General features: G+C 59.7%; 20 protein-coding genes. 7 read left to right on the top strand and 13 right to left on the bottom strand.

Features of this window, described 5'->3' with window-relative positions; all coding sequences use genetic code 11:
* The first annotated feature begins 52 nt into the window (after positions 1–52).
* From epd to fba, 4 genes are all read left to right on the top strand, one after another.
* Entirely contained in the window at positions 53–1,108 is a 1,056-nt protein-coding gene (gene epd, locus AACY07_RS20825; protein WP_339477247.1) for an erythrose-4-phosphate dehydrogenase, read from the top strand.
* A 26-nt stretch (positions 1,109–1,134) separates the two neighbouring features.
* On the top strand, positions 1,135–2,298 hold the full coding sequence (locus AACY07_RS20820) for a phosphoglycerate kinase (protein WP_019827977.1): 1,164 nt from the start codon (positions 1,135–1,137) through the stop codon (positions 2,296–2,298).
* Between the two features lie 32 nt (positions 2,299–2,330).
* The gene (locus AACY07_RS20815) at positions 2,331–2,549 is read left to right on the top strand and encodes a hypothetical protein (protein WP_019827976.1); all 219 of its coding nucleotides are present in this window, start codon (positions 2,331–2,333) and stop codon (positions 2,547–2,549) included.
* A gap of 259 nt (positions 2,550–2,808) precedes the next feature.
* Positions 2,809–3,873, top strand: coding sequence for a class II fructose-bisphosphate aldolase (gene fba / locus AACY07_RS20810; protein WP_004419605.1), 1,065 nt, complete (start codon positions 2,809–2,811; stop codon positions 3,871–3,873).
* A gap of 56 nt (positions 3,874–3,929) precedes the next feature.
* Here fba and AACY07_RS20805 read toward each other — a convergent pair whose 3' ends face one another.
* Positions 3,930–4,322, bottom strand: coding sequence for a hypothetical protein (locus AACY07_RS20805; protein WP_339477244.1), 393 nt, complete (start codon positions 4,320–4,322; stop codon positions 3,930–3,932).
* 188 nt (positions 4,323–4,510) lie between these two features.
* On the opposite strand from AACY07_RS20805, the gene AACY07_RS20800 reads away from it, so the two are divergent.
* The gene (locus tag AACY07_RS20800; protein WP_339477242.1) at positions 4,511–5,017 is read left to right on the top strand and encodes a M48 family metallopeptidase; all 507 of its coding nucleotides are present in this window, start codon (positions 4,511–4,513) and stop codon (positions 5,015–5,017) included.
* Between the two features lie 47 nt (positions 5,018–5,064).
* On the top strand, positions 5,065–5,361 hold the full coding sequence (locus AACY07_RS20795; protein ID WP_133075211.1) for a winged helix-turn-helix domain-containing protein: 297 nt from the start codon (positions 5,065–5,067) through the stop codon (positions 5,359–5,361).
* On the opposite strand, the gene AACY07_RS20790 is transcribed toward AACY07_RS20795, so the two are convergent.
* The 10 genes from AACY07_RS20790 to betI all read right to left on the bottom strand — a co-directional run bounded on the left by AACY07_RS20790 (position 5,352) and on the right by betI (position 19,578).
* Complete coding sequence (locus AACY07_RS20790; RefSeq protein ID WP_133075212.1) at positions 5,352–5,813, bottom strand: GNAT family N-acetyltransferase; 462 nt, start codon at positions 5,811–5,813, stop codon at positions 5,352–5,354. The two genes, AACY07_RS20795 and AACY07_RS20790, sit on opposite strands and share 10 nt — an antisense overlap.
* 64 nt (positions 5,814–5,877) lie before the next feature.
* Entirely contained in the window at positions 5,878–8,052 is a 2,175-nt protein-coding gene (gene yccS, locus AACY07_RS20785; RefSeq protein ID WP_133075213.1) for a YccS family putative transporter, read from the bottom strand.
* 105 nt (positions 8,053–8,157) lie between these two features.
* A complete protein-coding gene (locus tag AACY07_RS20780; protein WP_339477238.1) occupies positions 8,158–9,336 on the bottom strand; it encodes an NAD(P)/FAD-dependent oxidoreductase in 1,179 nt (392 codons plus the stop codon).
* A gap of 154 nt (positions 9,337–9,490) precedes the next feature.
* Complete coding sequence (gene dbpA / locus AACY07_RS20775; RefSeq protein WP_241486165.1) at positions 9,491–10,828, bottom strand: ATP-dependent RNA helicase DbpA; 1,338 nt, start codon at positions 10,826–10,828, stop codon at positions 9,491–9,493.
* A 150-nt stretch (positions 10,829–10,978) separates the two neighbouring features.
* Entirely contained in the window at positions 10,979–12,409 is a 1,431-nt protein-coding gene (mdtD, locus tag AACY07_RS20770; RefSeq protein WP_339477235.1) for a multidrug transporter subunit MdtD, read from the bottom strand.
* Positions 12,410–12,534: 125 nt separating this feature from the next.
* A complete protein-coding gene (locus AACY07_RS20765) occupies positions 12,535–13,872 on the bottom strand; it encodes a TldD/PmbA family protein (RefSeq protein ID WP_339477232.1) in 1,338 nt (445 codons plus the stop codon).
* Entirely contained in the window at positions 13,872–15,314 is a 1,443-nt protein-coding gene (locus tag AACY07_RS20760; protein ID WP_339477229.1) for a TldD/PmbA family protein, read from the bottom strand. Before AACY07_RS20760 ends, AACY07_RS20765 begins: the two co-directional genes overlap by 1 nt.
* A gap of 240 nt (positions 15,315–15,554) precedes the next feature.
* Positions 15,555–17,258, bottom strand: a complete 1,704-nt coding sequence (gene betA / locus AACY07_RS20755; protein ID WP_339477226.1) for a choline dehydrogenase — start codon at positions 17,256–17,258, stop codon at positions 15,555–15,557.
* 145 nt (positions 17,259–17,403) lie between these two features.
* Positions 17,404–18,876, bottom strand: a complete 1,473-nt coding sequence (betB, locus tag AACY07_RS20750) for a betaine-aldehyde dehydrogenase (RefSeq protein WP_339477224.1) — start codon at positions 18,874–18,876, stop codon at positions 17,404–17,406.
* A gap of 108 nt (positions 18,877–18,984) precedes the next feature.
* Positions 18,985–19,578, bottom strand: a complete 594-nt coding sequence (gene betI / locus AACY07_RS20745) for a transcriptional regulator BetI (protein WP_339477222.1) — start codon at positions 19,576–19,578, stop codon at positions 18,985–18,987.
* 476 nt (positions 19,579–20,054) lie between these two features.
* Here betI and AACY07_RS20740 point away from each other — a divergent pair, with 476 nt between their 5' ends.
* Positions 20,055–21,992 (top strand): BCCT family transporter, encoded by a 1,938-nt coding sequence (locus AACY07_RS20740; protein WP_326399150.1) that lies wholly within the window; start codon positions 20,055–20,057, stop codon positions 21,990–21,992.
* Positions 21,993–22,098: 106 nt separating this feature from the next.
* Here AACY07_RS20740 and choV read toward each other — a convergent pair whose 3' ends face one another.
* Both choV and choW read right to left on the bottom strand, forming a co-directional pair.
* Positions 22,099–23,277 carry a choline ABC transporter ATP-binding protein gene (choV, locus tag AACY07_RS20735; RefSeq protein ID WP_133075221.1) on the bottom strand — a complete coding sequence of 393 codons (1,179 nt, stop codon included), beginning with the start codon at positions 23,275–23,277 and terminating at the stop codon, positions 22,099–22,101.
* Positions 23,274–24,119 (bottom strand): choline ABC transporter permease subunit, encoded by an 846-nt coding sequence (choW, locus tag AACY07_RS20730; protein ID WP_133075222.1) that lies wholly within the window; start codon positions 24,117–24,119, stop codon positions 23,274–23,276. The genes choV and choW overlap by 4 nt, the downstream gene beginning before the upstream one ends.
* Positions 24,120–24,173 lie beyond the last annotated feature (54 nt).

Genomic DNA, 24,173 nt, shown 5'->3' with positions numbered 1-24,173 from the left:
CGGTGGTTCAGTCTCCGCTGTCATGAAGGTTTCACCCACAATAGAGAACCCCATGCCTCAACCGCGTCCTTACAAAGTTGCACTCAATGGCTACGGCCGGATTGGTCGTTGCGTCTTGCGTGCGTTGTTGGAACGAGGGGCGGATGCCGGGTTTGAAATTGTTGCACTCAATGATTTGGCCGATATGGCCAGTCTCGAATATTTGACGCGCTTCGACTCCACCCATGGCCGGTTTCCCGGCGAGATACGGATCGAAGGCGACTGCCTGCATATCAATGGCGACTGCGTGAAAGTGTTCCGCAGTGCCACCCCCGAGGGGATCGACTGGGCTGCCCTGGGAGTTGACCTGGTGCTGGAATGCTCCGGCGTCTACAACACCCGCGCCGACGGCCAGCGTTTCCTTGATGCCGGGGCTCCCCGCGTGCTGTTTTCGCAACCGATGGCCAGTGACGCCGATGTCGACGCCACCATCGTCTACGGCGTTAACCAGCACAGCCTGACCGGCGAAGAACGACTGGTGTCCAACGCCTCCTGCACGACCAACTGCGGCGTGCCGCTGCTGCGTTTGCTGGATGAGGCATTGGGTCTTGAGTATGTATCGATTACCACCATTCACTCGGCGATGAACGATCAGCCCGTGATCGATGCCTACCATCACGAAGATCTGCGTCGTACACGTTCGGCCTTTCAGTCGGTCATTCCGGTCTCTACCGGCCTGGCCAAGGGCATTGAGCGTTTGTTGCCGGAACTTGCCGGCCGAATTCAAGCCAAAGCGGTGCGGGTACCGACATTGAATGTGTCGTGCCTGGATATCACCCTGACCACGGCACGGGACACCGATGCCGCAGAGGTGAACCGCCTGCTGCGCGAAGCGGCCACCTGCGGCCCGCTCAAAGGCTTGTTGGCCTACACCGAGTTGCCCCACGCCAGCTGTGATTTCAACCATGACCCGCATTCGGCCATTGTCGATGCCAGCCAGACCCGCGTTTCCGGCCCCCGGCTGGTGAACCTGCTGGCCTGGTTCGACAACGAATGGGGTTTTGCCAATCGAATGATCGATGTGGCAGAGCACTATTTGCACGTTACCCACCCCAAACCCGCTCTCTAACATTAGAAACTCAGGAACTGCGACCCATGACCGTGTTGAAGATGACCGACCTCGATCTGCAAGGTAAGCGCGTACTGATCCGCGAAGACCTCAACGTCCCAGTCAAGGACGGTGTAGTCACCAGCGATGCGCGCATCCTTGCTTCGCTGCCGACCATCAAGCTGGCGTTGGAAAAAGGCGCGGCGGTTATGGTCTGCTCGCACCTGGGACGTCCGACTGAAGGCGAGTTCTCGGCTGAAAACAGCCTCAAGCCTGTAGCCGATTACTTGAGCAAGGCCCTGGGCCGCGAAGTGCCGCTGGTCAGCGACTACCTCAATGGCGTCGACGTTAAAGCGGGCGACATCGTGTTGTTCGAAAACGTGCGCTTCAACAAGGGCGAAAAGAAAAACGCCGACGAGCTGGCCCAGCAATACGCCGCCCTGTGCGACGTGTTTGTGATGGATGCTTTCGGTACTGCCCACCGCGCCGAAGGCTCGACCCACGGCGTGGCCAAGTTTGCCAAGGTTGCGGCTGCTGGCCCGTTGCTGGCTGCCGAGCTGGACGCACTGGGCAAGGCACTGGGCGCCCCGGCCAAGCCGATGGCCGCTATCGTTGCCGGCTCCAAGGTGTCGACCAAGCTTGAAGTGCTCAACAGCCTGAGCCAGATCTGCGACCTGCTGATCGTGGGTGGCGGTATCGCCAACACCTTCCTGGCAGCTGCCGGGCACCCGGTTGGCAAATCGCTGTACGAACCTGATCTGCTGGACACCGCCCGCGCCATCGCCGCCAAGGTCAATGTGCCTCTGCCGACTGACGTGGTCGTGGCCAAGGAATTCGCTGAAAGCGCTGCTGCAACCGTCAAGCTGATCGCTGATGTGGCTGCCGACGACATGATTCTGGACATCGGCCCACAAACCGCCGCGCATTTCGCCGAGCTGCTGAAGTCGTCAAAGACTATCCTGTGGAACGGCCCGGTAGGTGTGTTCGAGTTTGACCAGTTCGGTAACGGCACCAAGGTTCTGGCCCAGGCCATTGCTGACAGCGCAGCGTTCTCGATCGCGGGTGGCGGCGACACCCTCGCGGCTATCGACAAGTACGGTATTGCTGATCAAATTTCCTACATCTCCACCGGCGGTGGTGCCTTCCTTGAGTTCGTTGAAGGCAAGGTACTGCCTGCTGTCGAAATTCTGGAAAGCCGCGCCAAAGCCTGAAGGTGTTTCAGGCCCTGAAAGGAAGCATGGACATGGTCAAGTTGTTACCGCTGTTGATGATCGTGGGCTTTTTGGCCGGTTGCGCCAGTTCGGGCAAGCCGACGCCCGAAGCTGCAACCCCTGAAGAGAGTGGTTGCTACCAGGCAGACTGGCAGGCGCAAAGCGTGCCGCTGGTCAATAAACGCTCAGGTCCTGAAGCGCTGGAAAAATACGAGTCGCCCAAGGCTTCACAAGAGCGTGGGTGCCCTTGATTTGATATGGGTTTTTGCGTGGGAGCGGGCGTGCTCGCGATTGCATCACCGCGGTTCGGCAAATAGACCGAATTGCCTGCATCGCGAGCAAGCCCGCTCCCACAATCAGGCCGCATAGCTATAGCTGGAGCTGTATCGTTTCAGCTAAATCGGATTGGCAGAATGGGGCACAACCCCCGATCTGCAATAACTTGAATAGCAGCCGCCGCTACGGCAGGCTTGCACGATTAACGACCCTTGTCCGGGAGAGACACTCACAATGGCACTTATCAGCATGCGCCAGATGTTGGACCACGCCGCCGAATTCGGCTACGGCGTTCCAGCCTTCAACGTAAACAACCTTGAGCAGATGCGCGCCATTATGGAAGCCGCTGACAAGACCGACTCCCCGGTGATCGTTCAGGCTTCGGCCGGTGCGCGCAAGTACGCAGGTGCTCCCTTCCTGCGTCACCTGATCCTGGCTGCAATCGAAGAATTCCCGCATATCCCGGTGTGCATGCACCAGGACCACGGCACCAGCCCTGACGTGTGCCAGCGCTCGATCCAGCTGGGCTTCAGCTCAGTCATGATGGACGGCTCGCTGGGCGAAGACGGCAAAACCCCAACCGACTACGACTACAACGTTCGCGTTACTCAGCAAACCGTTGCCCTGGCACACGCGTGCGGTGTGTCGGTTGAAGGCGAGCTGGGCTGCCTGGGTTCGCTTGAAACCGGTATGGCTGGCGAAGAAGACGGCATCGGCGCAGAAGGCGTTCTGGATCACAGCCAGATGCTGACCGACCCGGAAGAAGCCGCTGACTTCGTCAAGCGCACTCAAGTGGATGCCCTGGCCATTGCCATCGGTACTTCCCACGGCGCTTACAAGTTCACCAAGCCACCTACTGGCGACGTGCTGGCGATCGACCGCATCAAAGAAATCCACAAGCGTATCCCGAACACTCACCTGGTGATGCACGGTTCGTCTTCTGTTCCACAAGAATGGCTGGCGATCATCAACGAGTTCGGCGGCGACATCAAAGAAACTTACGGTGTGCCGGTAGAAGAAATCGTTGAAGGCATCAAGCACGGCGTGCGCAAGGTCAACATCGACACCGACCTGCGTCTGGCATCGACTGGCGCCATGCGTCGTCTGATGGCAACCAACCCGAGCGAGTTCGACCCGCGCAAGTTCTTCGGCGCCACCGTAACGGCCATGCGTGACGTGTGTATCGCTCGTTACGAAGCTTTCGGTACTGCCGGTAACGCTTCGAAGATCAAGCCGATCTCCCTGGAAGCCATGTACCAGCGTTACCTCAAAGGTGAGCTGAACGCCAAGGTCAACTAAGACCGGCGCGTACTAAAAAGCCCGCAGCGATGCGGGCTTTTTTGTGGGTGCGATGTTCATGCAGATCGGTGTAATTGTTCCGGATCAACGCCATTGGCCTTGAGCAGGGCACTCACCAGCGAGCGGGACATCTCGACCGAATGCACCAATGACCATATCAGCCCGCGCTCAATGCCACTGGCATACTCGGTGATTTCATCCGAGACCTCTTCTGCGCTCTTGAGCATCAACCAGATGTGAGACAAGGCCTCTATTGCCCGGATATCAGGCCGCACGGCAAAGGGTGATTTGGGGCTGACATGTTGCGCATTGGTGGGCTTGAGGCTGTCGAGGTCAACAGGCGGGGCACTGAGCACGGCATCGAGAATACGGCGGGTGGCCTCATCGTGCTGATGATCATCACGGGGGGTGTGATTTGTTTTGGGATCGTCGGGCGTCGTCTTTTTCATGTCTCTTCCACGGGGATCATCGGCGACTGGTGAAGATAGCCCCGAGGCTTTTCGGGCTGCAAGCGACGCTTGTCGGCACCGGGTTTTCTCGGAAATGTCTGGCTTTTGTTCGCGTAAAAGTCTGACGTGGGCGCCTTTGGGTCGAATTCGCTACACTGGCGCCCTTCTATGCTGTGCGTTGGCGTCCCATGACCGTTCTCAAGTACCTCCAGGCCTACCCCCAGACCTTGCAAGAGCAGGTTCGCCAATTGATTGAGCGCGATCAGTTGGGCAGCTACCTGAGCGAACGCTACCCGCAGCGTCACGCGGTGCAAAGTGACAAGGCGCTGTATACCTACGCGCTGGAACTGAAGCAGGAATACCTGCGCAATGCGCCGTCCTTCGACAAGGTGCTGTTTGATAACAAGCTCGACCTGACTCACCGTGCGCTGGGATTGCATACCGCCATCTCGCGGGTTCAGGGTGGCAAGCTCAAAGCCAAGAAAGAACTGCGTGTGGCCTCGTTGTTCAAGGAGGCGGCGCCTGAATTCCTGAAGATGATCGTGGTTCACGAACTGGCCCATCTCAAGGAGTCGGACCACAACAAGGCCTTTTACAAATTGTGCGAACACATGTTGCCGGGTTACCACCAGCTGGAGTTTGACCTGCGGGTGTATCTGACGTGGCGTGACTTGGCAGGAAACCCCCAACCCTGAACCCGCTCCCACAGAAAGCCAGCAATCATCCGCATCAGGAGTTCTGAATGGACGTCAGCAAAACCAAAAGCAGCTTTTACCGGCGCTTGTACGTGGCCTGGTTAATCGATAGCCAGATTGCCAGCAGCGTGCCCGCACTGACCGAAGTGACCGGGATGCCGCGCCGTACCGCGCAGGACACCATCGCGGCGCTGGCTGATCTGGATATTGTCTGCGAGTTCGAGCAGCAGGACGGCGCCCGTAATCATGCCGGGCGTTATCAGATTCACAGTTGGGGCCCTGTCGACAAAACCTGGGTCGGCGAGCATCTGGTGCAGATCAAGCAGGTGCTGGGTTATCCCTGAGGTGTCAGGCGCATGCCGATGTGCGGGATGTCATCTTCAAGATACATTTCGCCCTCGGCGCGAAACCCGTGTTGCCCGTAGAACGGCTGCAAGTGCGCCTGGGCGGACAAGAACACGGGCTGCCCCGACCAGTAATCCTCGATGTTTTCCAGGGCTTTCTCGATCAGGACATGCCCCAGCTTTTGCCCGCGACCCTCGGGGGCAATGATCACGCGGCCGATCACCACGTCGCCGCCCTGGGATTCAGGGTCGAGCACGCGGGCATACGCCACCAGTTGATCGTTCTGCCAGCCCATCACATGCAACGTGTCCCCCGTCAGGTCTTGCCCGTCGACGTCCTGGTAGGCGCATTTCTGCTCGACGACGAATACTTTCGAGCGCAATTCCAGAATAGCGTAGAGCTGTTCCTTGCCCAGGTCGTTGTGGTGTTTGCAGAGCCAGTCGGTGGTCACGATCGCGTCCTTCTTGGTGAGTGTATGACCCGATAGTAGGCGCGATGTGTACTCGCGCCAAGTTCTAAGGTGCCTTGACCAAATGTGCGGCCAGGGTGCGCAGCGGCCCGAGCTGACGGCAAATCAACGCCAGTTGGGTTTGCACCAGACGCTGGTTTTCATCGATCTCGTCGGGCATTTGCTCAAGCTCGCTGGCCAGTGCTTCTTCATCATCACTTTGTACCGCCACCGCCTGTTTGGAGGCCAGATCCTGTGCGATCTGGTCAATGCTGTCGGCAATCCTGCGTCCGGCGCCCTCGATCAACTGTTCCCGCACTTCACCGGGCAGCTCGGTGTCACGGTGAGCGCCCAGTCCTGACAAATAGCTGAGCAAGGTGTGGGACAGCACCAGAAAGCGGAAGCCCATGTCGGCATCCTTACGGAAGTGCCCCGGTTCCATCAGCATATTGGCCAGTGTGGTCGACAGCGCCGCATCGGCGTTATGGGCGTTACGCCGCGCAAGGCGATAGGCGAGGTTGTCGCTTTTGCCCTGGGCGTACTGCTGCATGATCTGGCGCAGATACTGGCTGTTGCAGCTCAAGGTATTGGCCAGTACCTGATTCAGGCGTCGGCCCTGCCAGTCCGGCAAGAACAGGAATACCGCTGCCGCCGCAATCACGCTGCCCACCAGGGTATCGAACAGTCGCGGCAGGAACAGCCCGTAGCCGTCGCCCACCTGGTTGAAGCAAAACAGGATCATCAGGGTGATGGCTGCGGTGCTCAAGGTGTAGCGCGTGGTGCGGTTGATAAAGAACACCACACCGGCCACCACTGCAAACATCGACTGCACCAGCGGGTTGGGGAACAGATCGAACAGCGCCCAGCCCACGGCCAGGCCGATGGCCGTGCCGATAATGCGCTGGCTGAATTTGCGTCGGGTGGCGCCGTAACTTGGCTGACACACGAACAGCGTGGTGAGGATGATCCAGTAACCCTGGCTCGGGTGAATCCAGTGCACCATCGCAAAACCGATGCTCAGTGCCAAAGGCAGGCGCAAGGCGTGGCGAAAGATCAGCGACGTGGGTGTGAGGTGCTGACGCAGGCGCGACCACACGTCCTTGAGGTTGCGTGGCGAACGGTCCAGCAGGCTGCTGTCGGTGGCATCTGCCAGGTTGTCGGGGTTACTGGCGTCGCTCAACAAACGGTCGAGGGTGCCCAGGTTGGCGGCCAGCGCCCGCAGTGAACGCAACAGTCCGCGCCAGGCCGGGTTGCTCTGGATGCGCAAGTGTTCGAGGGAGGCGTGCAAGTCGCTCAGCGCTTCGGCAAAGCTGTCGTCGTAGACAAACGGCTGGCGCAGCTTGATCGACTCCGACAGGCGCTGACAGGCCACGCCTTGCTGGCGCAGCAGGCGTTGGCAGCGGAACATCACGTCACTGTGGAAGAAGGCTTCGGCCAGGGCGTTGTAGGGGTAGTGCGAGGAGCTGGCGCGTTCGTGGATGTCCTGCGCCAGGAAGTACAGCTTGAGGTAGCGGCTGAGCTTGGAGCCCGGCCGGGAGTTGCCGACCCGGTGCAGAATGATCTCTTTGGCGGTGTTGAGCGCGGCCACCACACGTCCGTTTTGCCGCGCCAGTTCCAGTCGGCCGGCTTCGACATCCAGCTTGCGGATCGGCTCGAACAGCGACGATTTAATCTTCAGGTACAGGCCCAGCTCCCAGAACAACCGCGCCAGGCTTTGCTGTACCGGTTGATTGGAAAACAGCGCCTGCCACAGTACTGACAGCATCCCGTACCAGGCCGCGCCCGCCACCAGCAGCAAGGGTTCATGCCAGAAATTTGTGACTTCGCCACCCCGTTGGTCGACGCCAATCATGGTGTACACGGCCAGAATCAGTGTGGCCGAAGCAATCGCCCCGTAGCGCTCGCCCAGTGCACCGAGCATGGTCAGGCCGAAGCTGGCCAGGGCAAGCGCGCAGACCATCAGCCAGGGATAGGGGAAGAGCAGTTCGACACTGAGTGCCGAGGCGGTGAAGCACACCAGCGTTACCAGCAAAGCGTTCAGTCGGCCTTGCCAACTGTCATCAGTCTCGGACAGCGCGCTGGCGATAATCCCCAGGAACAGCGGGATCAGCAGCGACATTTCATCCTGATACCAGCAAAAAGCCATGCTGCCGGTCAGGGCGACAAACACCCGCACGCTGTAACTGAACTTGTCCAGCGCCCACAAGCGGCGCAGGGAATGCTGAAAGCTTTTCGATGACATGGAGTGGCGGTGCCTGGCTCGTGATTCGCTAACTTGAGCCAGTTAAGACGACAGCGCAATGGCACTGTCACATCGAACACGAAATATTTTTAATGCCGCCTGGCGTTAAACGTACTGCGCCGCCGCATACCCCGAAGCCCACGCCCACTGAAAGTTGAAGCCGCCCAGGTGGCCGCTCACATCCAGCACTTCACCCACAAAGTACAGGCCGGGGCTTTTCAGCGACTCCATGGTCTTGGAAGACACTTCGCGGGTATCAACCCCGCCCAGGGTCACTTCAGCGGTGCGGTAGCCTTCGGTGCCAGCCGGTATCACTTTCCAGCTCGCCAGTTTGTCAGCCACGTGCGCCAGTTCACCCGGGGTGTACTGCTTCATGGGCTTGGACTCGAACCAGTGCTCGGCCAACAGGTTGGCCATCTTCTTGGTGAAAAGCTCACCGAGCAGGGTTTTCAGTTCGCTGTTGGGGCGTTCGGCCTGCTGGGTTTGCAACCAGCTCAGCGCGTCGAGGTCGGGCAGCAGGTTGATTTCAACCGTGTCGCCGGTATTCCAGAACGACGAAATCTGCAAAATCGCCGGTCCGCTCAAGCCCCGATGGGTGAACAGGATATTTTCCCGGAAGCTCTGATCGTTGCAGCTCACCAGGCAGTCGACTGACGTGCCCGAGAGTTCGGTACAGATCTCTTTGAGCTGGTCGGTGATGGTGAACGGCACCAGGCCCGCGCGGGTGGGCAGCAAGGTGTGGCCAAATTGCCTGGCGATTTGATAGCCGAAGCCGGTGGCACCGAGCGTCGGGATCGACAGGCCGCCGGTGGCGACCACCAGCGACAGGCAATCAATCGGCCCCAACGTTGTGTTGAGGCTGTAACCGTTGTCGGTTTTTTCGATCTGCTCGACCGAGGTGTCCAGGTGCAGGCTGACGCCTGCTTTTTGGCACTCATCGAGGAGCATTTCCAGGATGTCGCTGGATTTGTTATCGCAGAACAGTTGGCCGAGTTTTTTCTCGTGATAGGGCACGCCGTGTTTGGCGACCATCTCGATAAAGTCCCACTGGGTGTAGCGGGCCAGGGCCGACTTGCAGAAGTGCGGGTTCTGCGACAGGAAATTGTTGGGTTCGGTGTACATGTTGGTGAAGTTGCAGCGGCCACCGCCCGACATCAGGATCTTTTTGCCCGCCTTGTTGGCGTGGTCGATGAGCATGACCTTTCGCCCGCGACCGGCAGCGGTCAGCGCGCACATCAAACCAGCGGCGCCAGCGCCAATAATCACAACGTCGGTAGAGCGCAAAGCGGTGTCCTCACAAAATTTATAGTCAATCCAAACCTAATGTGGGAGCGGGCTTGCTCGCGATTGCAGCACCCCGGTGATTCAGCTGAACCGAGTTGTTTGCATCGCGGGCAAGCCCGCTCCCACATGTGATCGCCAGTGTTCAGGCGATCGCTTACAAAACCCGAACGCGCAATACGCGGCCTTTGATTTTGCCTTCGCTCAAGCGCTGGGCAGCCTGTTTGGCCACGGTGCGGTCAACGGCCACGTAGGCCTGGAAGTCAAAGATCGCGATCTTGCCAACCTGGGCACCCGGGATGCCCGCGTCACCCGTCAGGGCACCGAGGATATCGCCCGGACGAACCTTGTCTTTACGACCGGCACCGATCACCAGCGTGCTCATGGCCGGTAGCAACGGTGCGCCGCCCTGGGAGGTCAGGGTGTCCAGGGTTTCCCAGTTCAGCGGGGCTTTCTGCAGCTGCTCGATGGCCTGGGCGCGGTGCGCTTCGGACGGGGCAACCAGGCTGATCGCAACCCCTTTTTCGCCAGCGCGGCCGGTACGGCCAACACGGTGAATGTGGATTTCCGAATCACGGGCCAGCTCAACGTTGAGCACCATGTCCAGCGCGTCGATGTCCAGACCACGGGCCGCTACGTCGGTGGCAACCAGTACTGAAGTCGAGCGGTTGGCAAACATCGCCAGCACCTGGTCACGGTCGCGCTGTTCCAGATCGCCATGCAGGCCAACAGCCGAAATGCCTTTGGACGTCAGGTGATCAACGGTTTCCTGAACCTGCTGCTTGGTGAAGCAGAACGCTACGCAAGATTGCGGGCGGAAATGGCCCAGCACCTTGGTCACAGCGCTCATGCGCTCTTCAGGGGAGATTTCGTAGAAGCGTTGTTCGATCTGGCTGTCAGTGTGCAGCGCCTCGGCTTTTACTTGCTGAGGGTTGCGCATGAACTTGGACGACAGTTGCTTGATACCGGCCGGGTAGGTGGCCGAGAACAGCAGGGTCTGGCGACGCTCCGGGGTTTTTACAATGATGTCTTCGATGGCATCGTAGAAACCCATGTCCAGCATGCGGTCCGCTTCGTCCAGTACCAGAGTGTTCAGACCGTCCAGTACCAGCGAGCCTTTGCGCAAGTGCTGCTGAATGCGGCCCGGCGTGCCGACGATGATGTGCGCACCGTGCTCCAGCGAGCCGATTTGCGGACCGAAAGACACGCCGCCACACAGGGTCAGCACTTTGATGTTGTCTTCGGCGCGGGCCAGACGGCGGATTTCCTTGGCAACCTGGTCAGCCAGTTCGCGGGTCGGGCAGATCACGAGGGCCTGGCAGCCGAAGAAGCGCGGGTTGATCGGGTTCAGCAGGCCGATGCCGAAGGCGGCAGTTTTGCCACTGCCGGTCTTGGCCTGAGCGATCAGGTCCATGCCTTTGAGGATCACCGGCAAGCTCTGCGCCTGAATCGGCGTCATCTGGGCATAACCGAGGGAGTCGAGGTTAGCCAGCATGGCGGCGGACAGAGGCAGAGTGTTAAAAGCGGTGGCAATGGTGGTCACGGGACTGGCCTGCAAAACAAAATGTCGCGCAGTGTACCAGTCCCATGCCCTTTGCCTGAACATTCTGGACGAGATGTCATCCAGTTCTGATTAAAAAGTCGCTTAATGTTCCAGGTCATGCTCCGAGTTGGCCTTGGGTTTGCGGCCGTCCTGCGGTGACAGTTGCAGGAAAATAGCCGCCGCCAGCATCGCCATAATCCCGACTGTGAGGAAGGTCAGCTGGAACGCCCCGAGCACCGTGTCCACCCCGTCGCTGCCGCCATCGCCAGTGAAGCCGCCGAGCAATGCCCCGGCGCAGGCCACGCCCAGGCTCAAGGACAATTGCGCCACCACCGACAGCAAACTGTTGCCGCTGCTGGCGCTGGCGTCATCGAGGTCGATCAGGGTGACGGTATTCATCGCGGTGAACTGCAACGAGTTGATCGCCCCCAAAACGGCCAGCATTGACAGCAACAGCGGGTAGGGCGTGTGTTCGGTGACCAGGCCCATGCTGGCCAGCATCAGGCCCAGGGCAAAGGTGTTGGCCGTGAGTACCGTGCGATACCCCACGCGCTCGATCAGCGGTCGGGCTATCCACTTGGCCAGCATGGCGGCTGCGGCCAGTGGCAGCATGCTCATCCCGGCTTGTGACGGCGAGTAGCCCAGCGCCACTTGCAGCAGCAACGGCACCAGGAACGGCAGCGCACCGCTTCCCAGGCGAGCAAACAGGTTGCCCAGAATGCCCACCGCAAAGGTTTTGGTTTTGAACAGTGCCGGCGAGAACAGCGGGTTGCTGATATTGCCCGCCCGCAACCAGTAGGCCGCCAGGCACGCCATCCCGGCGAAGAGCAGCAACATCACGCGCAAGTGCGGCATGTGCAACTCGCCCAGCCCCTCCATCGCAATGGTGATAAATATCATCGCGGCGCCAAACAGCACGAAACCCAACCCGTCGAAGCGGGTGCGCTCGCTGCCGCGCAGGTCCGGAATGAAGTGCCAGACTGCCCAGCAGCCCAGAACGCCCACCGGCAGATTGATCAGGAAAATCCAGTGCCAGCTCAGGTACTGCACCATCCAGCCGCCCATCGTGGGGCCGATCAATGGACCGAGCAGGCCCGGGATGGTGATAAACCCCATGATCCGCACCAACTCCGAGCGCGGGTAAGCCTTGAGCACCACCAGCCGTCCGATGGGCAGCATCAGCGCACCGCCCAGGCCCTGGATGATCCGTGCGCCAATCAGCTCGTTGAGAGTGTTGGACAGCGCACAAAGCAACGAGCCGAAACTGAACAGCAGAATGGCGCTGAAGAAGATTTTCTTGGTGCCGAAGCGGTCGGCAATCCAGCCCGAGGCAGGGATCAGCAGGGCCACGGTAAGCATGTAGGCAACGATCACGCCTTGCATGCGCAGCGGGTTTTCTTTCAAGTCCCTGGCCATGTCGGGCAGGGCGGTATTGAGGATGGTGCCGTCGAGCGACTGCATGAAAAACGCGATGGCCACAACCCACGGCAACCAGCGCAGGGTTTCAGGACTCAGAACCGGGCGTACGGGCATAAGACCTCTTTTTTATGGCGATTGGAGATGGAGATCCTGTGGGAGCGGGCTTGCTCGCGATGCGGCGCCCCGTTGCATCTGGGCACCGCAGTGATGCTATCGCGAGCAAGCCCGCTCCCACAGGGTTACAGCGTCAGCGTGAGCTTCTTGACCAACGCTCCCGGCAGCAGATTCGACGCAGTCTGGCGCTGGTCGTAGGTGCTGGCCGACAGCAACAACTCACGATCTGCCGTCAGTGCCTCCAACTGCGAGCCCAGCAGACTATAGACGCTGTCATCAAAACGCATGGTGTTGACCGGGGCCTTTATCTCGCCGTTTTCGACCCAGAAGGTGGCAAAACGGGTCATGCCGGTCAGGCGCGCGGCCGGTTGGTCCGAGTAGTTCAAGTACCACAGGTTGCTGATGTACAACCCGGTGCCCAATTGCTTGAGAATATCGGCCTGCTCCAGCGTACCCGCCGCCATCGCCAGTGCGCTCGGCGCCTCGCCCTGTGGCGCGCCGTTGACCTCAAGGCCATATTCGGCAGCACTGCGCGAACCCACCAGTTGCTGGTTGGCCTTGCCGTGCTTGACCAGGGACAAGTCCTGGCGCGGATACCCTTCGCCGGAAAACGCCGGGCTCAGGGACTGGCTGACCTGCTCGTCAAATGACACCAGGGGGCTCAGTTGCGCATCACCGCCGTACAGTCGCTGCAATGGGCTGGATTTGCTGGCCAGCGCCTGTGCCGAAAAACCGCCCCAGCACAACATGCTCATCACTTCTTCCAGCGCCGCCGGGGCCAGGTAGGCCCTGTACTCGCCGGGTGCCAGGGCATGGAGCGGGCGATCCAGAAAGCTCAGTTGCTCACGGGCCAGTTGCATGCGCTGGGCGAAACGTTCGCTGTCCCAATCGGCCCCGGCGTAGCTGGCTTTCACCGCTTGGCCGTTGCTGTGGAAGAGGCTCCAGTCGAAGTTGAAACTGTTGGCCTGATGCCAGCCAAACGCACCTTCGGAACTGGCGTAGCCATAGCTGATCGGGCCGCAGGCATAAAACCCCACCAGATCGACGCCTTCGCACGCACGGCGGATTTCATCCAGCACCCGAGCGGTGTCCGGCAGTGGATGGTCCTGCACCTCATGACTGTGCCAAGGCTGGGGGTTCAGCAATAAATAAGGGTCGGCGGGCAACAACGGCAAGGTGTCACGCAGTTGTTGCACCGCATCGGCCAGGCGCTGTTTGTCGACATCCGGCTCACCGGCCAGGGTAAGGCGGATATCCCCGTGGCGACCGTCGTTGATCAGTTTCAGGCTCAGGCTGGCCTGCTGCACACGCCCGGCCTGGCGCACCTTGCCCTTGTTGAAACGGATGAACTCCGAGGCTTCGGCGTCGTAGCCCAGGGTGAACTGCTCTGGCGGTCGAATGGCCTTGCCCAGCCATTCGACCAACGCCTTGAACTGCTCGGCCTGACTCAATGGGGTACTCATCAGGCATCGCCTCCAAACACATCAATTTGATTGAACACGCACGCGGGTGACGCATGCCCCACGCGAATCACCTGATTGGGTTCGCCCTTGCCGCAGTTCGGCGTGCCCAGCACCTTGAAGGTACTGGCGTCACCCACGGCGCTGAGGTTGCGCCAGAACTGATCGGAAATACCCCGGTAGTTGGGGTTTTTCACCACGCCCTTGAGTTCGCCGTTCTCGATCAACTGGCCCCACTCGCAACCGAACTGGAACTTGTTGCGCGCATCGTCAATCGACCAGGAACGGTTAGTGGCCATCAGGATGCCGTGTTCAATGCCGCCAATCAGTTGGGCCATCGACTGGTCGCCAGGTTCGATATTGAGGTTGGCCATGCGGTCGATCGGAGGGCGGTTCCAGCCGCAGGCGCGGCTGTTGGCCACGCCATCAAGGCCCGACCGGAACTGCGACAGCGCACCGCCCAAAGGCCGCAGCAGCAGGCCTTCGCGGATCAGGAACTCCTTGTGGGCCGGTGTGCCGTCATCGTCGAAGCTGTAGCTGGCCAACTGCTCGGGAATGTCAGGGTCGAAGGTGACGTTCAGCAGTTTGGAACCGTACTGCAGGCTGCCAAAGTCGCTGGCCTTGACGAAGCTGGTGCCTGCGTAATTGCGCTCGTCACCGAGGATGCGGTCCAGTTCCAGCGGGTGGCCGATGGATTCGTGGATTTGCAGGATCATCTGGTCGGGCATCAGCAGCAGGTCGCGTTTGCCGCTTGGGGCATTGGGTGCCAGCAGCAATTGCAGGGCCTGGTCGGCGACCTTTGGCGCGGCTCCGATCAACCCGCAGCGGCTGATCACGTCGGCGCCACCTTGCTGACCGAAGTTTTCGCGGCCCAGGCTGCGGGTCTGGCTGTCGTTGCCGTCATAGGCGGTGACGCTGATGCCCGGGTAGACAAAACGTTGTGCCCGGCGCAACTCGGCGCCAGCGCTGTTGAGATAGATCTGCTCGACGTGATTGAGGCCCAGCGAAACGTCCCAGCTGACCAGCCGCTCGTCCTTGGGGACGGCAGCCGACTCAGCGCCCAACAGTTCAAAGCATTCGTTGAGTGACGGGAATGCTTGATCGAGATGGGGCGAGTAGTAGTCAGCGCGTTCGTGGGACACCGGCTCCTGGCTCAGATCGAGCAGGGCGTGGGCAGCAATCAGTTGAACCTGTGCCTCGGCACGTTCCAGAGCTGCCTGCAAACCGGCTTGCGACAGGTCATTGGTGGCGGCGTAGGCTTCGACACCCTTGAGCCGCACCGTGAGCATCGCGCCCTGATCGTGATTGAATGAAGGGGGTTCTGCGACGTTCTTGCGTACCGACAGGTATTGCCCGGACTCGCGCACATAACGCAGCGAAAAGAACTCGGCCCGGGTGCGCAACGCGCCAAAGCGTTGCTTGAGCTGAGGGTAAAAATCGAACATGCACTGACCTCCGAAAAACGGGAAACGTATCGAGGTTTGGAATAGGGGAGCGAAACGAGGCAACAGAGTAGGCCTGCGTTGAGGCCGGGGGCAAGCGGGGGGGAGATGAAATCAAACACGGCGACAAACCTGTAGTCGCTGCCGAAGGCTGCGATCGGGCCCGAAGGGTTCGCTCATTTCAAAAGCGAAGGTCCTTCGGCCCTTTTCGCAGCCTGCGGCAGCGACTACAGGGTGGTGTGCTTACTGCGCGGTACGGCTGACTTCACGCAGCGGCTTGCCGCGAACCGGTGCATCGCCTGCCACGTAGTAGTCGGCAGTGCTGCGCGGCAACGGCTGGCGACCACGGATCTTGTCGGCGATTTTCTCGGCAATCATGATCGTCGGTGCGTTGAGGTTGCCAGTCGTGATCAGCGGCATGATCGACGCATCGACCACACGCAGACTCTGCATCCCATGCACGCGGCCTTCGGCGTCTACCACGGCCATCTCGTCGGTGCCCATCTTGCACGAGCAGGACGGGTGGAATGCAGTCTCGGCGTGTTCGCGGATAAAGGTATCCAGCTCTTCGTCGGTCTGCTTGTCGATACCAGGGCTGATTTCTCGGCCACGGTACGCATCCAGCGCAGGCTGCTGCATGATTTCGCGGGTCAGGCGGATGCCGTCACGGAATTCCTGCCAGTCTTGCTCGGCTGCCATGTAGTTGAACAGGATGCTCGGGTACTCACGCGGGTCCTTGGACTTCACGTTGATCCGGCCACGGCTTGGCGAACGCATGGAGCCCATGTGCGCCTGGAAACCGTGTTCTTTTACGCCATTGCTGCCGTTGTAGTTAATCGCTACCGGCAGGAAGTGGTACTGAATGTTCGGCCATTCGAATTCTTCGCGGGTGCGGATAAAACCACCGGCTTCGAACTGGTTGCTGGCACCAATGCCTTTGCCCAGGAACATCCACTCGGCGCCAATGGCCGGCTGGTTCCACCACAAGAGCGACGGGTACAGCGAAACTGGCTGGGTGCAGGCGTACTGCAGGTACAGCTCAAGGTGATCCTGCAGGTTCTGGCCAACGCCCGGCAGGTCGTGAACGACCGGAATATCGAGGCTGTTGAGCAGTTCGGCCGGGCCGACGCCGGAGCGTTGCAGCACGGTTGGCGAACCGATTGCGCCGCTGCACAGCAGCACTTCTTTACGGGCCTTGGCCTGGATGCGGGTGTCGCTGTCGCCGACCATGTAGGAAACGCCAACGGCGCGCTTGCCTTCAAAAACGATCTTGTCGGTCAGGGCGTGGGTCACGATGGTCAGCGTCGAGCGCTGCTTGGCGGTGTCCAGGTAGCCACGGGCGGTACTGGCGCGACGACCGTTAGGCGTCACGGTGCGGTCCATCGGGCCAAAACCTTCCTGCTGATAGCCGTTCAGGTCTTCGGTACGCGGGTAGCCGGCCTGTACGCCTGCTTCAACCATGGCGTGGAACAACACGTTGTTCCCGGCTTTGGGCGTGGTCACGCTGACCGGGCCATCGCCACCGTGGTAATCGTTGGGGCCGATGTCGCGGGTTTCGGCTTTACGGAAGTACGGCAGGCAGTTCAGGTAATCCCAGTCTTCGAGGCCTGGCAGTTTTGCCCAGCCGTCGTAGTCCATCGCGTTGCCACGGATGTAGCACATGCCGTTGATCAGGGACGAACCGCCCAGACCCTTGCCACGGCCACATTCCATGCGGCGATTGTCCATGTGTGGCTCTGGATCGGTTTCGAAGGCCCAGTTGTAGCGACGACCCTGCAGCGGGAATGCCAGGGCGGCCGGCATCTGGGTACGGAAGTCGAAACGGTAGTCCGGGCCGCCCGCTTCAAGCAGCAGCACGGTGACGCCTTGGTCTTCAGTCAGACGGGTCGCCAGGGTGTTACCGGCAGAGCCGGCACCAATGATGATGTAATCGAATTCTTGGGACATAAAATGCACCCTCTTTGAAATAAACAAGCCTGTAGTCGCTGCCGAAGGCTGCGAAGGGTTGCTCAGCAACCCGTTTTCCCGAAGCCTTCACGGACTTCATCGCAGCCTGCGGCAGCGACTACAGGTAATCGGCTGCCAGTTGGGTTTAGAACACCGAGACGTAGTCGCCCAGCTCTACCTGTACCGATTTGATCCGGGTGTACTGAGCCAGCGAGCTGATGCCGTTTTCACGGCCAATGCCCGATTGCTTGTAGCCGCCTACCGGCATTTTTGCGTCGGACTCGCCCCAGGCGTTGATCCAGCAAATACCCGCTTCCAGTTGATGGATGACGCGGTGGGCGCGGTTCAGGTCCCGGGTCACGACGCCCGCAGCCAGACCGAACTCGGTGTCGTTGGCGCGGCGGATCACTTCTTCTTCGGTGTCGTAGGTGAGGATGCTCATCACCGGGCCGAAGATTTCTTCTTTGACGATGGTCATCTCGTCGGTGCAGTCGGTGAACACGGTAGGTGCCACGAATGCGCCCTTGGCCAGGTCGCCCTGGGTCAGACGTTCGCCGCCGCACAGGACGCGGGCGCCTTCTTCTTTGCCCTTGGCAATGTAGCCCAGCACACTTTCCATGTGAGCAAAGCTGACCAGCGGGCCGAAGTTGGTGTTTTCGTCTTCCGGGTTGCCGATGCGGATGCGCGCAACGCGCTCCAGGATCTTGGCTTCAAACGCAGCCTTCATGGCCGTCGGGATAAACACGCGAGTGCCGTTGGTGCACACCTGACCCGAGCTGTAGAAGTTGGCCATCATCGCGGTATCTGCGGCGCGATCCAGGTCGGCGTCGTCGAAAATGATCAGGGGCGACTTGCCGCCCAGTTCCATGGTCACATCTTTCAAGGACGAGCTGGTGGCGCTGGCGGTGACTTTCTTGCCGGTGTCGGTGCCGCCAGTGAACGAGATTTTTTCGATGCGCGGGTGCTCGGTCAGCCAGGTACCGACTTCACGGCCACTGCCGGTCAGTACGTTGAACACGCCATCCGGCAGGCCCGCCTGGGTGAAGACCTCGGCCAGCTTGAGGGTCGTCAGGGAGGTGACTTCGCTTGGCTTGAAGATCATCGCGTTACCGGCAGCCAGTGCCGGTGCGGCTTTCCACAGGGCGATCTGGATCGGGTAGTTCCACGCGCCGATACCGGCTACAACGCCCAGCGGCTCGCGGCGGGTGTAAACGAAAGAGGTGGTGCGCAGCGGGATTTGCTCGCCTTCAATGGCGGGTGCAAGGCCTGCATAGTATTCGAGTACATCGGCACCGGTCACGATGTCGACGTAACGGGTTTCGGAGTACGACTTGCCGGTGTCCAGGGTTTCCAGGGCGGCCAGTTCATCGTTGCGCTCGCGCAGGATTTCAACGGCGCGACGCAGGATGCGCGAACGCTCCATGGACGTCATGGCGGCCCAGATTTTCTGGCCCTTTTCAGCGCTGACAACCGCGCGCTCGACGTCTTCTTTGGTTGCGCGTTGCACTTGAGCGAGGACTTCGCCGTTAGCCGGGTTGATGGCATCGAAAGTAGCGTCGCTACCGGCGTCGGTGTAGCCGCCGTCGATGTAGAGTTTTTGCAGTTCGAAACGGGCCATAAAATCCTCGCAAGTGCATAAGTGGTTGGCGTTGATCGTGAGCCGGGTGCCATCTGATTGGGGCAACTCAAACTCACGACAGTTCAGGGGTTAAGCATTTATTGGGGCCTAACTCACCTGTTTCGCCAGTTGTAGATCCATGTATTCGTAGCAGATGCGTTGTGCCTGTTCGGTGTCGAACGCGTCTCCCGACAGGGCACCCCGCAACCATAGACCATCGATGAGAGCTGCCAGGCCCCGTGCTGCATTGCGGGCCTGGGCCTGCGGCAGTACGCGGCGAAACTGGCAGCACAGATTGGAATACAAGCGGTGATCGTTGATCCGCTGCAATCTGTGCAACGACGGCTGGTGCATGCTGGCGGCCCAAAAGGCCAGCCAGGTTTTCATTGCCGGGCCACTGACCTGGCTGGCGTCGAAGTTGCCTTCAACAATCACCTGCAGATGAGCCCGTGGGCTGTCATCGCTTAACGCCAGGCGGCGCTCGGTGACGTTGTCGATCAAGACGTTCATCAAGTACCGCATGGTGGCGGCAATCAGACCGTTCTTGTCTTTGAAGTAGTGACTGATGATGCCGTTCGACACACCGGCCAGACGGGCAATCAGCGCAATGCTGGCATCTGCCATCCCGACCTGATCGACCGCCGTCAACGTGGCTTCGATCAACTGCTGGCGGCGTATGGGTTGCATACCGACCTTGGGCATTTCGCAAATCTCCTTGGGCCGGCGAGCAGTGCATAAGCATCACTGAACGACAGCCAGTCTATTTTGTTTTGATTGAACGTTCAATCAACAAAGAATAAGCTCTGCGACAAATCGTCGCGATTTATGTCGTTTCCCTACGCATGAATGGCGCAAAACGACACGGTAAATTCCCATGGAACCTAGGCAGAAGCTGGCTTTCGCAGGCGCTGACAGGAGGTCCAAACAGGCATAACGCACCAGACCACGCGGGGCAGCCCTTGATTTCAAGGGGACGCACACAGGTTCTGAACGCGGTCTGGGCGGGTCCGGTTTTTTAGCGGTGTCTTTATATCACTCGACCGTTGGTCGTAATCCAACCCTTTGGTCGAGTGGTGCGTTGCCTTAAGTCCTTGTCTCGCACTGCCTGGAGCACCCGTGCAATGAGTTCTGCCTCTCTTATAAAGACCCCGCCGCAAAAGGTGACGGTCAATGGTTGGGTGTTTTACACCTCCACTGCCTTGATATTGTTGTTGACTGCCATCTTGATCATTGCCCCCGAAGAAGCGGGTCGTATTCTGGGTGTTGCCCAGGAATGGCTGTCGCGCAGCTTCGGTTGGTATTACATGGTGGTGATCGCCGCTTACCTGATCTTCGTGGTCGGTCTGGCGTTTTCGTCCTACGGCAAACTGAAGCTGGGCACCAAGCAAGACACCCCGGATTTCAGCTATGGCGCCTGGGCCGGGATGTTGTTTTCGTCCGGTATCGGTATTTCCTTGCTCTATTTCGGCGCTTCCGAGCCGCTGGATCACTACTTCAACCCGCCTGAAGGCGTGTCGGGCAGCCACGAAGCCGCGCGTCAGGCGTTGCAACTGACCTTCCTGCACTGGGGCCTGCACGGCTGGGCGATTTACGCGCTGGTCGGCCTGGCCGTGGCGTATTTTGCCTACCGTCACAACCAGCCGCTGGCGCTGCGTTCGGCGCTGTATCCGTTGATGGGCGAGCGTTGGGTCAAAGGTGCTGCTGGCCATGCGGTGGACGGCTTCGGCATGTTCGTAACCCTGCTGGGGCTGGTGACCAACCTGGGCATTGGCTCGATGCAGGTGTCGTCCGGGCTTGAGAACCTGTTCGGCATGGAACACAGCAATACCAACCTGCTGATCGTGATCATCGTGATGAGCACCGTGGCCACCATCGCCGCTGTCTCTGGCGTTGAAAACGGCATCCGCCGGTTGTCCAACCTGAACATCGTGTTGTTCAGCGGCTTGCTGATTTTCGTGTTGTTGTTCGGCCCCACCCTGCACCTGCTCAACGGCTTTGTGCAAAACACCGGTGACTACCTCAACGGTATCGTCATGAAAACCTTCGACCTGTACGTGTATGAAGGCGACAGCAAGAAAACCGAGGGCTGGCTGGGTCTGTGGACCCTGTTCTACTGGGCGTGGTGGATTTCCTGGGCACCATTCGTAGGGATGTTCATCGCGCGTATTTCCCGTGGTCGTACCGTGCGTGAACTGGTGGCGGGCGTGTTGTTGATTCCGCTGGGCTTCACCCTGGCCTGGCTGTCGATCTTCGGTAACTCGGCACTGGACCTGGTGGTTAACCACGGTGCGGTGGAGTTGGGGAAAACGGCGCTTGAACAGCCGTCGATGGCTATTTACCAACTGCTTGAGCATTACCCGGCGTCGAAAATCGTCATCGGCGTGTCGATCTTTGTGGGCTTTGTGCTGTTCCTGACCCCGGCGGATTCCGGCGCGGTGATGATGGCCAACCTGTCGTGCAAAGGCGGCGATGTGGATGAAGACGCGCCGCACTGGCTGCGTATCTTCTGGTCTGCGGTGATCACTCTGGTGACCATCGGCCTGTTGTTCGCCGGTAACTTTGCGGCCATGCAAACCATGGTGGTGCTGGCCGGTCTGCCGTTTTCGGTGGTATTGGTCCTGTTTATGTTTGGCCTGCACAAAGCGATGCGCCAGGACACCCTGGTTGAGCAGGAACAAGCCGAGTTGGCCGCCCGTGGTCGTCGTGGTTTCAGCGAGCGTTTGACTGCCCAGGACCTGCAACCGACCCAGGCGGTGGTGCAGCGCTTCATGGACAAACACGTGACCCCGGCCCTGGAAGATGCGGCAGAACAGCTGCGCAGTCGGGGCCTGGAGGTGCAAACCCTGCTGGGCAGTGCCAAGCGTTGCATGGGCGTGCGGGTGGAGATGGAAGAGGGCAACCCGTTTGTCTACGAAGTCAGCCTGGACGGCTATCTGGCCGCACCGAGCGAATCCGAACAGGATGAGGTGCGCAGTCGTTATTACCGGGCCGAGGTGTATTTGCACAACGGCAACCAGGAGTACGACCTGATGGGCTTCACCCAAGAGCAAATCGGTCGTGACGTGCTCGATCAGTTTGAAAGCCATCGCCAACTCCTTGGCAGGGTGTACAGCTAAACCGCGTGTGGGAGCGGGCTTGCTCGCGATAGCATCAACGGGGTGTACCTGATACGCCCCGTTGACTGCATCGCGAGCAAGCCCGCTCCCACAGGATGAGTGCGCGTCAGCCCAGGTTCTTGCCCAACAACGCGTGATACAACTCGGTATCGCCCAGTATCCCCACCACTTTCTGGTTGTCGTGCAGCACCAGTTTGTTGCCCGTCTGGTAGCGGATTTGCAGCGCGTCGCGCATGCCAATTCCCGAATCCACCAGGGTCGGCCCCCGGCCCAGACCTTCCACCGCCTGCCCGCTGCTCCAGCGCTGCAGCTCCACGGCACCGGCGCCCTGACGCACACCCTTGATGGTGTTGCCTTCCGCCAGATCAATCCACGAGTCATCCCCCGGATCGATGCACACCGAGCCGTTGATGCGTTTGCAGTTGTCCAGCGTGCGCATCAGGCTGCGCCCGCACAGAACGTTCAACGGGTTGGTGTGGGCGACGAAGGTGCGCACATAGTCGTCGGCAGGGTTGAGTACGATCTCTTCGGGCTTGCTGTACTGCACGATCTTGCCGTCTTTCATGATCGCAATGCGGCTGCCCAGCTTGAGCGCTTCGTCAAGGTCATGGCTGACAAACACAATGGTCTTGTTCAGCTTGTGCTGCAGCTCCAGCAGCTCATCTTGCAGGCCTTGGCGGATCAACGGGTCGAGGGCTGAAAAGGGTTCGTCCATCAGCAGAATATCGGCATCCATTGCCAATGCTCGCGCCAGGCCAACCCGTTGCTGCATGCCGCCGCTCAACTCATCGGGCTTTTTGTTGCGCCATTGGGTCAGACCCACCAGCTCCAGCTTTTCATCCACCAGGGTACGTCGTTCTTTCTCGGGGCGGCCCTGCATCTCCAGGCCGAAGCTGATGTTCTCGCGCACTGTCAGCCAGGGCATCAGGGCGAACTTCTGAAACACCATGGCGATGCGCTTGGTGCGCATCATTTTCAGTTCGGCGGGGGTACATGAAGCAATGTCGATCTGCTTGCCTTCGTGCTCCACATACAACTGGCCACGGCTGACCGTATTGAGTCCGTTGATGCAGCGCAACAGGCTGGACTTGCCCGAGCCGGACAAGCCCATCAGCACACAGATTTCGCCTTTGTCGATATCCAGGCTGGCCTTTTCGACGCCCACAATCTGCCCGGTCTTTTTCAGGATCTGATCCCGCGAAAGGCCTTGATCCAGCAGGCTGAGTGCCTCACGGGGGTCTTTGGCGAAGATGACGTCCACATTATCAAAACGAATAATACTCATGCGTCGGCTCCTGTCTTGGCTTCCGGCTGTTTGCAGATCCGGTCGAGCATGATTGCCAGCAGCACAATCGCCAGCCCTGCTTCAAAGCCCAGCGCAATGTCGGCGGTATTGAGTGCGTTGACCACCGGTTTGCCCAGGCCATCGGCGCCTACCAGGGCAGCGATCACCACCATCGACAGCGACAGCATGATGCATTGGGTAATCCCGGCGGCGATGCTCGGCATGGCGTGGGGCAGTTCAATGCGTGTGAGCAACTGGCGGCGTGAGCAGCCAAACGCCTTGCCGGCATCCAGCAGTTCATGGGGCACGTCGCGAATGCCCAGGTACGTCAGGCGGATGGGCGCTGCAATCGCAAACACCACCGTGGAGATCAGCCCCGGCACCACACCCAGGCCAAACAGGGTCAGGGTCGGGATCAGGTAAACGAAGGTAGGTACGGTCTGCATCAAGTCCAGTACCGGGCGCATGAAGGTATAAAACATCGGCTTGTGGGCGGCGAGAATCCCCAGCGGCACGCCGATGATCACGCACACGAAGGTCGCGAACAGCACCTGGGCCAGGGTTTCCATCGTTTCTTGCCAATAACCCAGGTTCAGGATCAGCAGAAACGACATCGCCACGAAAACAGTGAGCCCCCATTTACGTTGAATAAAGTGGGCAAACAAGGCGATCAGGCCGATGAACACGAAAGGGTTGAACCAGGTCAGCGCAAACGTCACGCCGTGGATCATCGTTTCAAGTGTCAGCGCAATGGCATCGAAGGTGCTGGCACCGTTTTTGGTCAGCCAGTCGACGAAGCTTGCGATGTACTCGCCCAGAGGAATTTTTTGATCAATCAGCATGGTAGTGAACGTCCGCATGCAGGGGGATTAAAACGGAGCCAGGCGGGGTTGGCC

The organism is Pseudomonas sp. RL_5y_Pfl2_69, from assembly GCF_963970465.1.
In the GTDB taxonomy this organism is placed as follows: Bacteria; Pseudomonadota; Gammaproteobacteria; order Pseudomonadales; family Pseudomonadaceae; genus Aquipseudomonas.
This window is presented reverse-complemented; position numbering and strand designations above follow the sequence as displayed.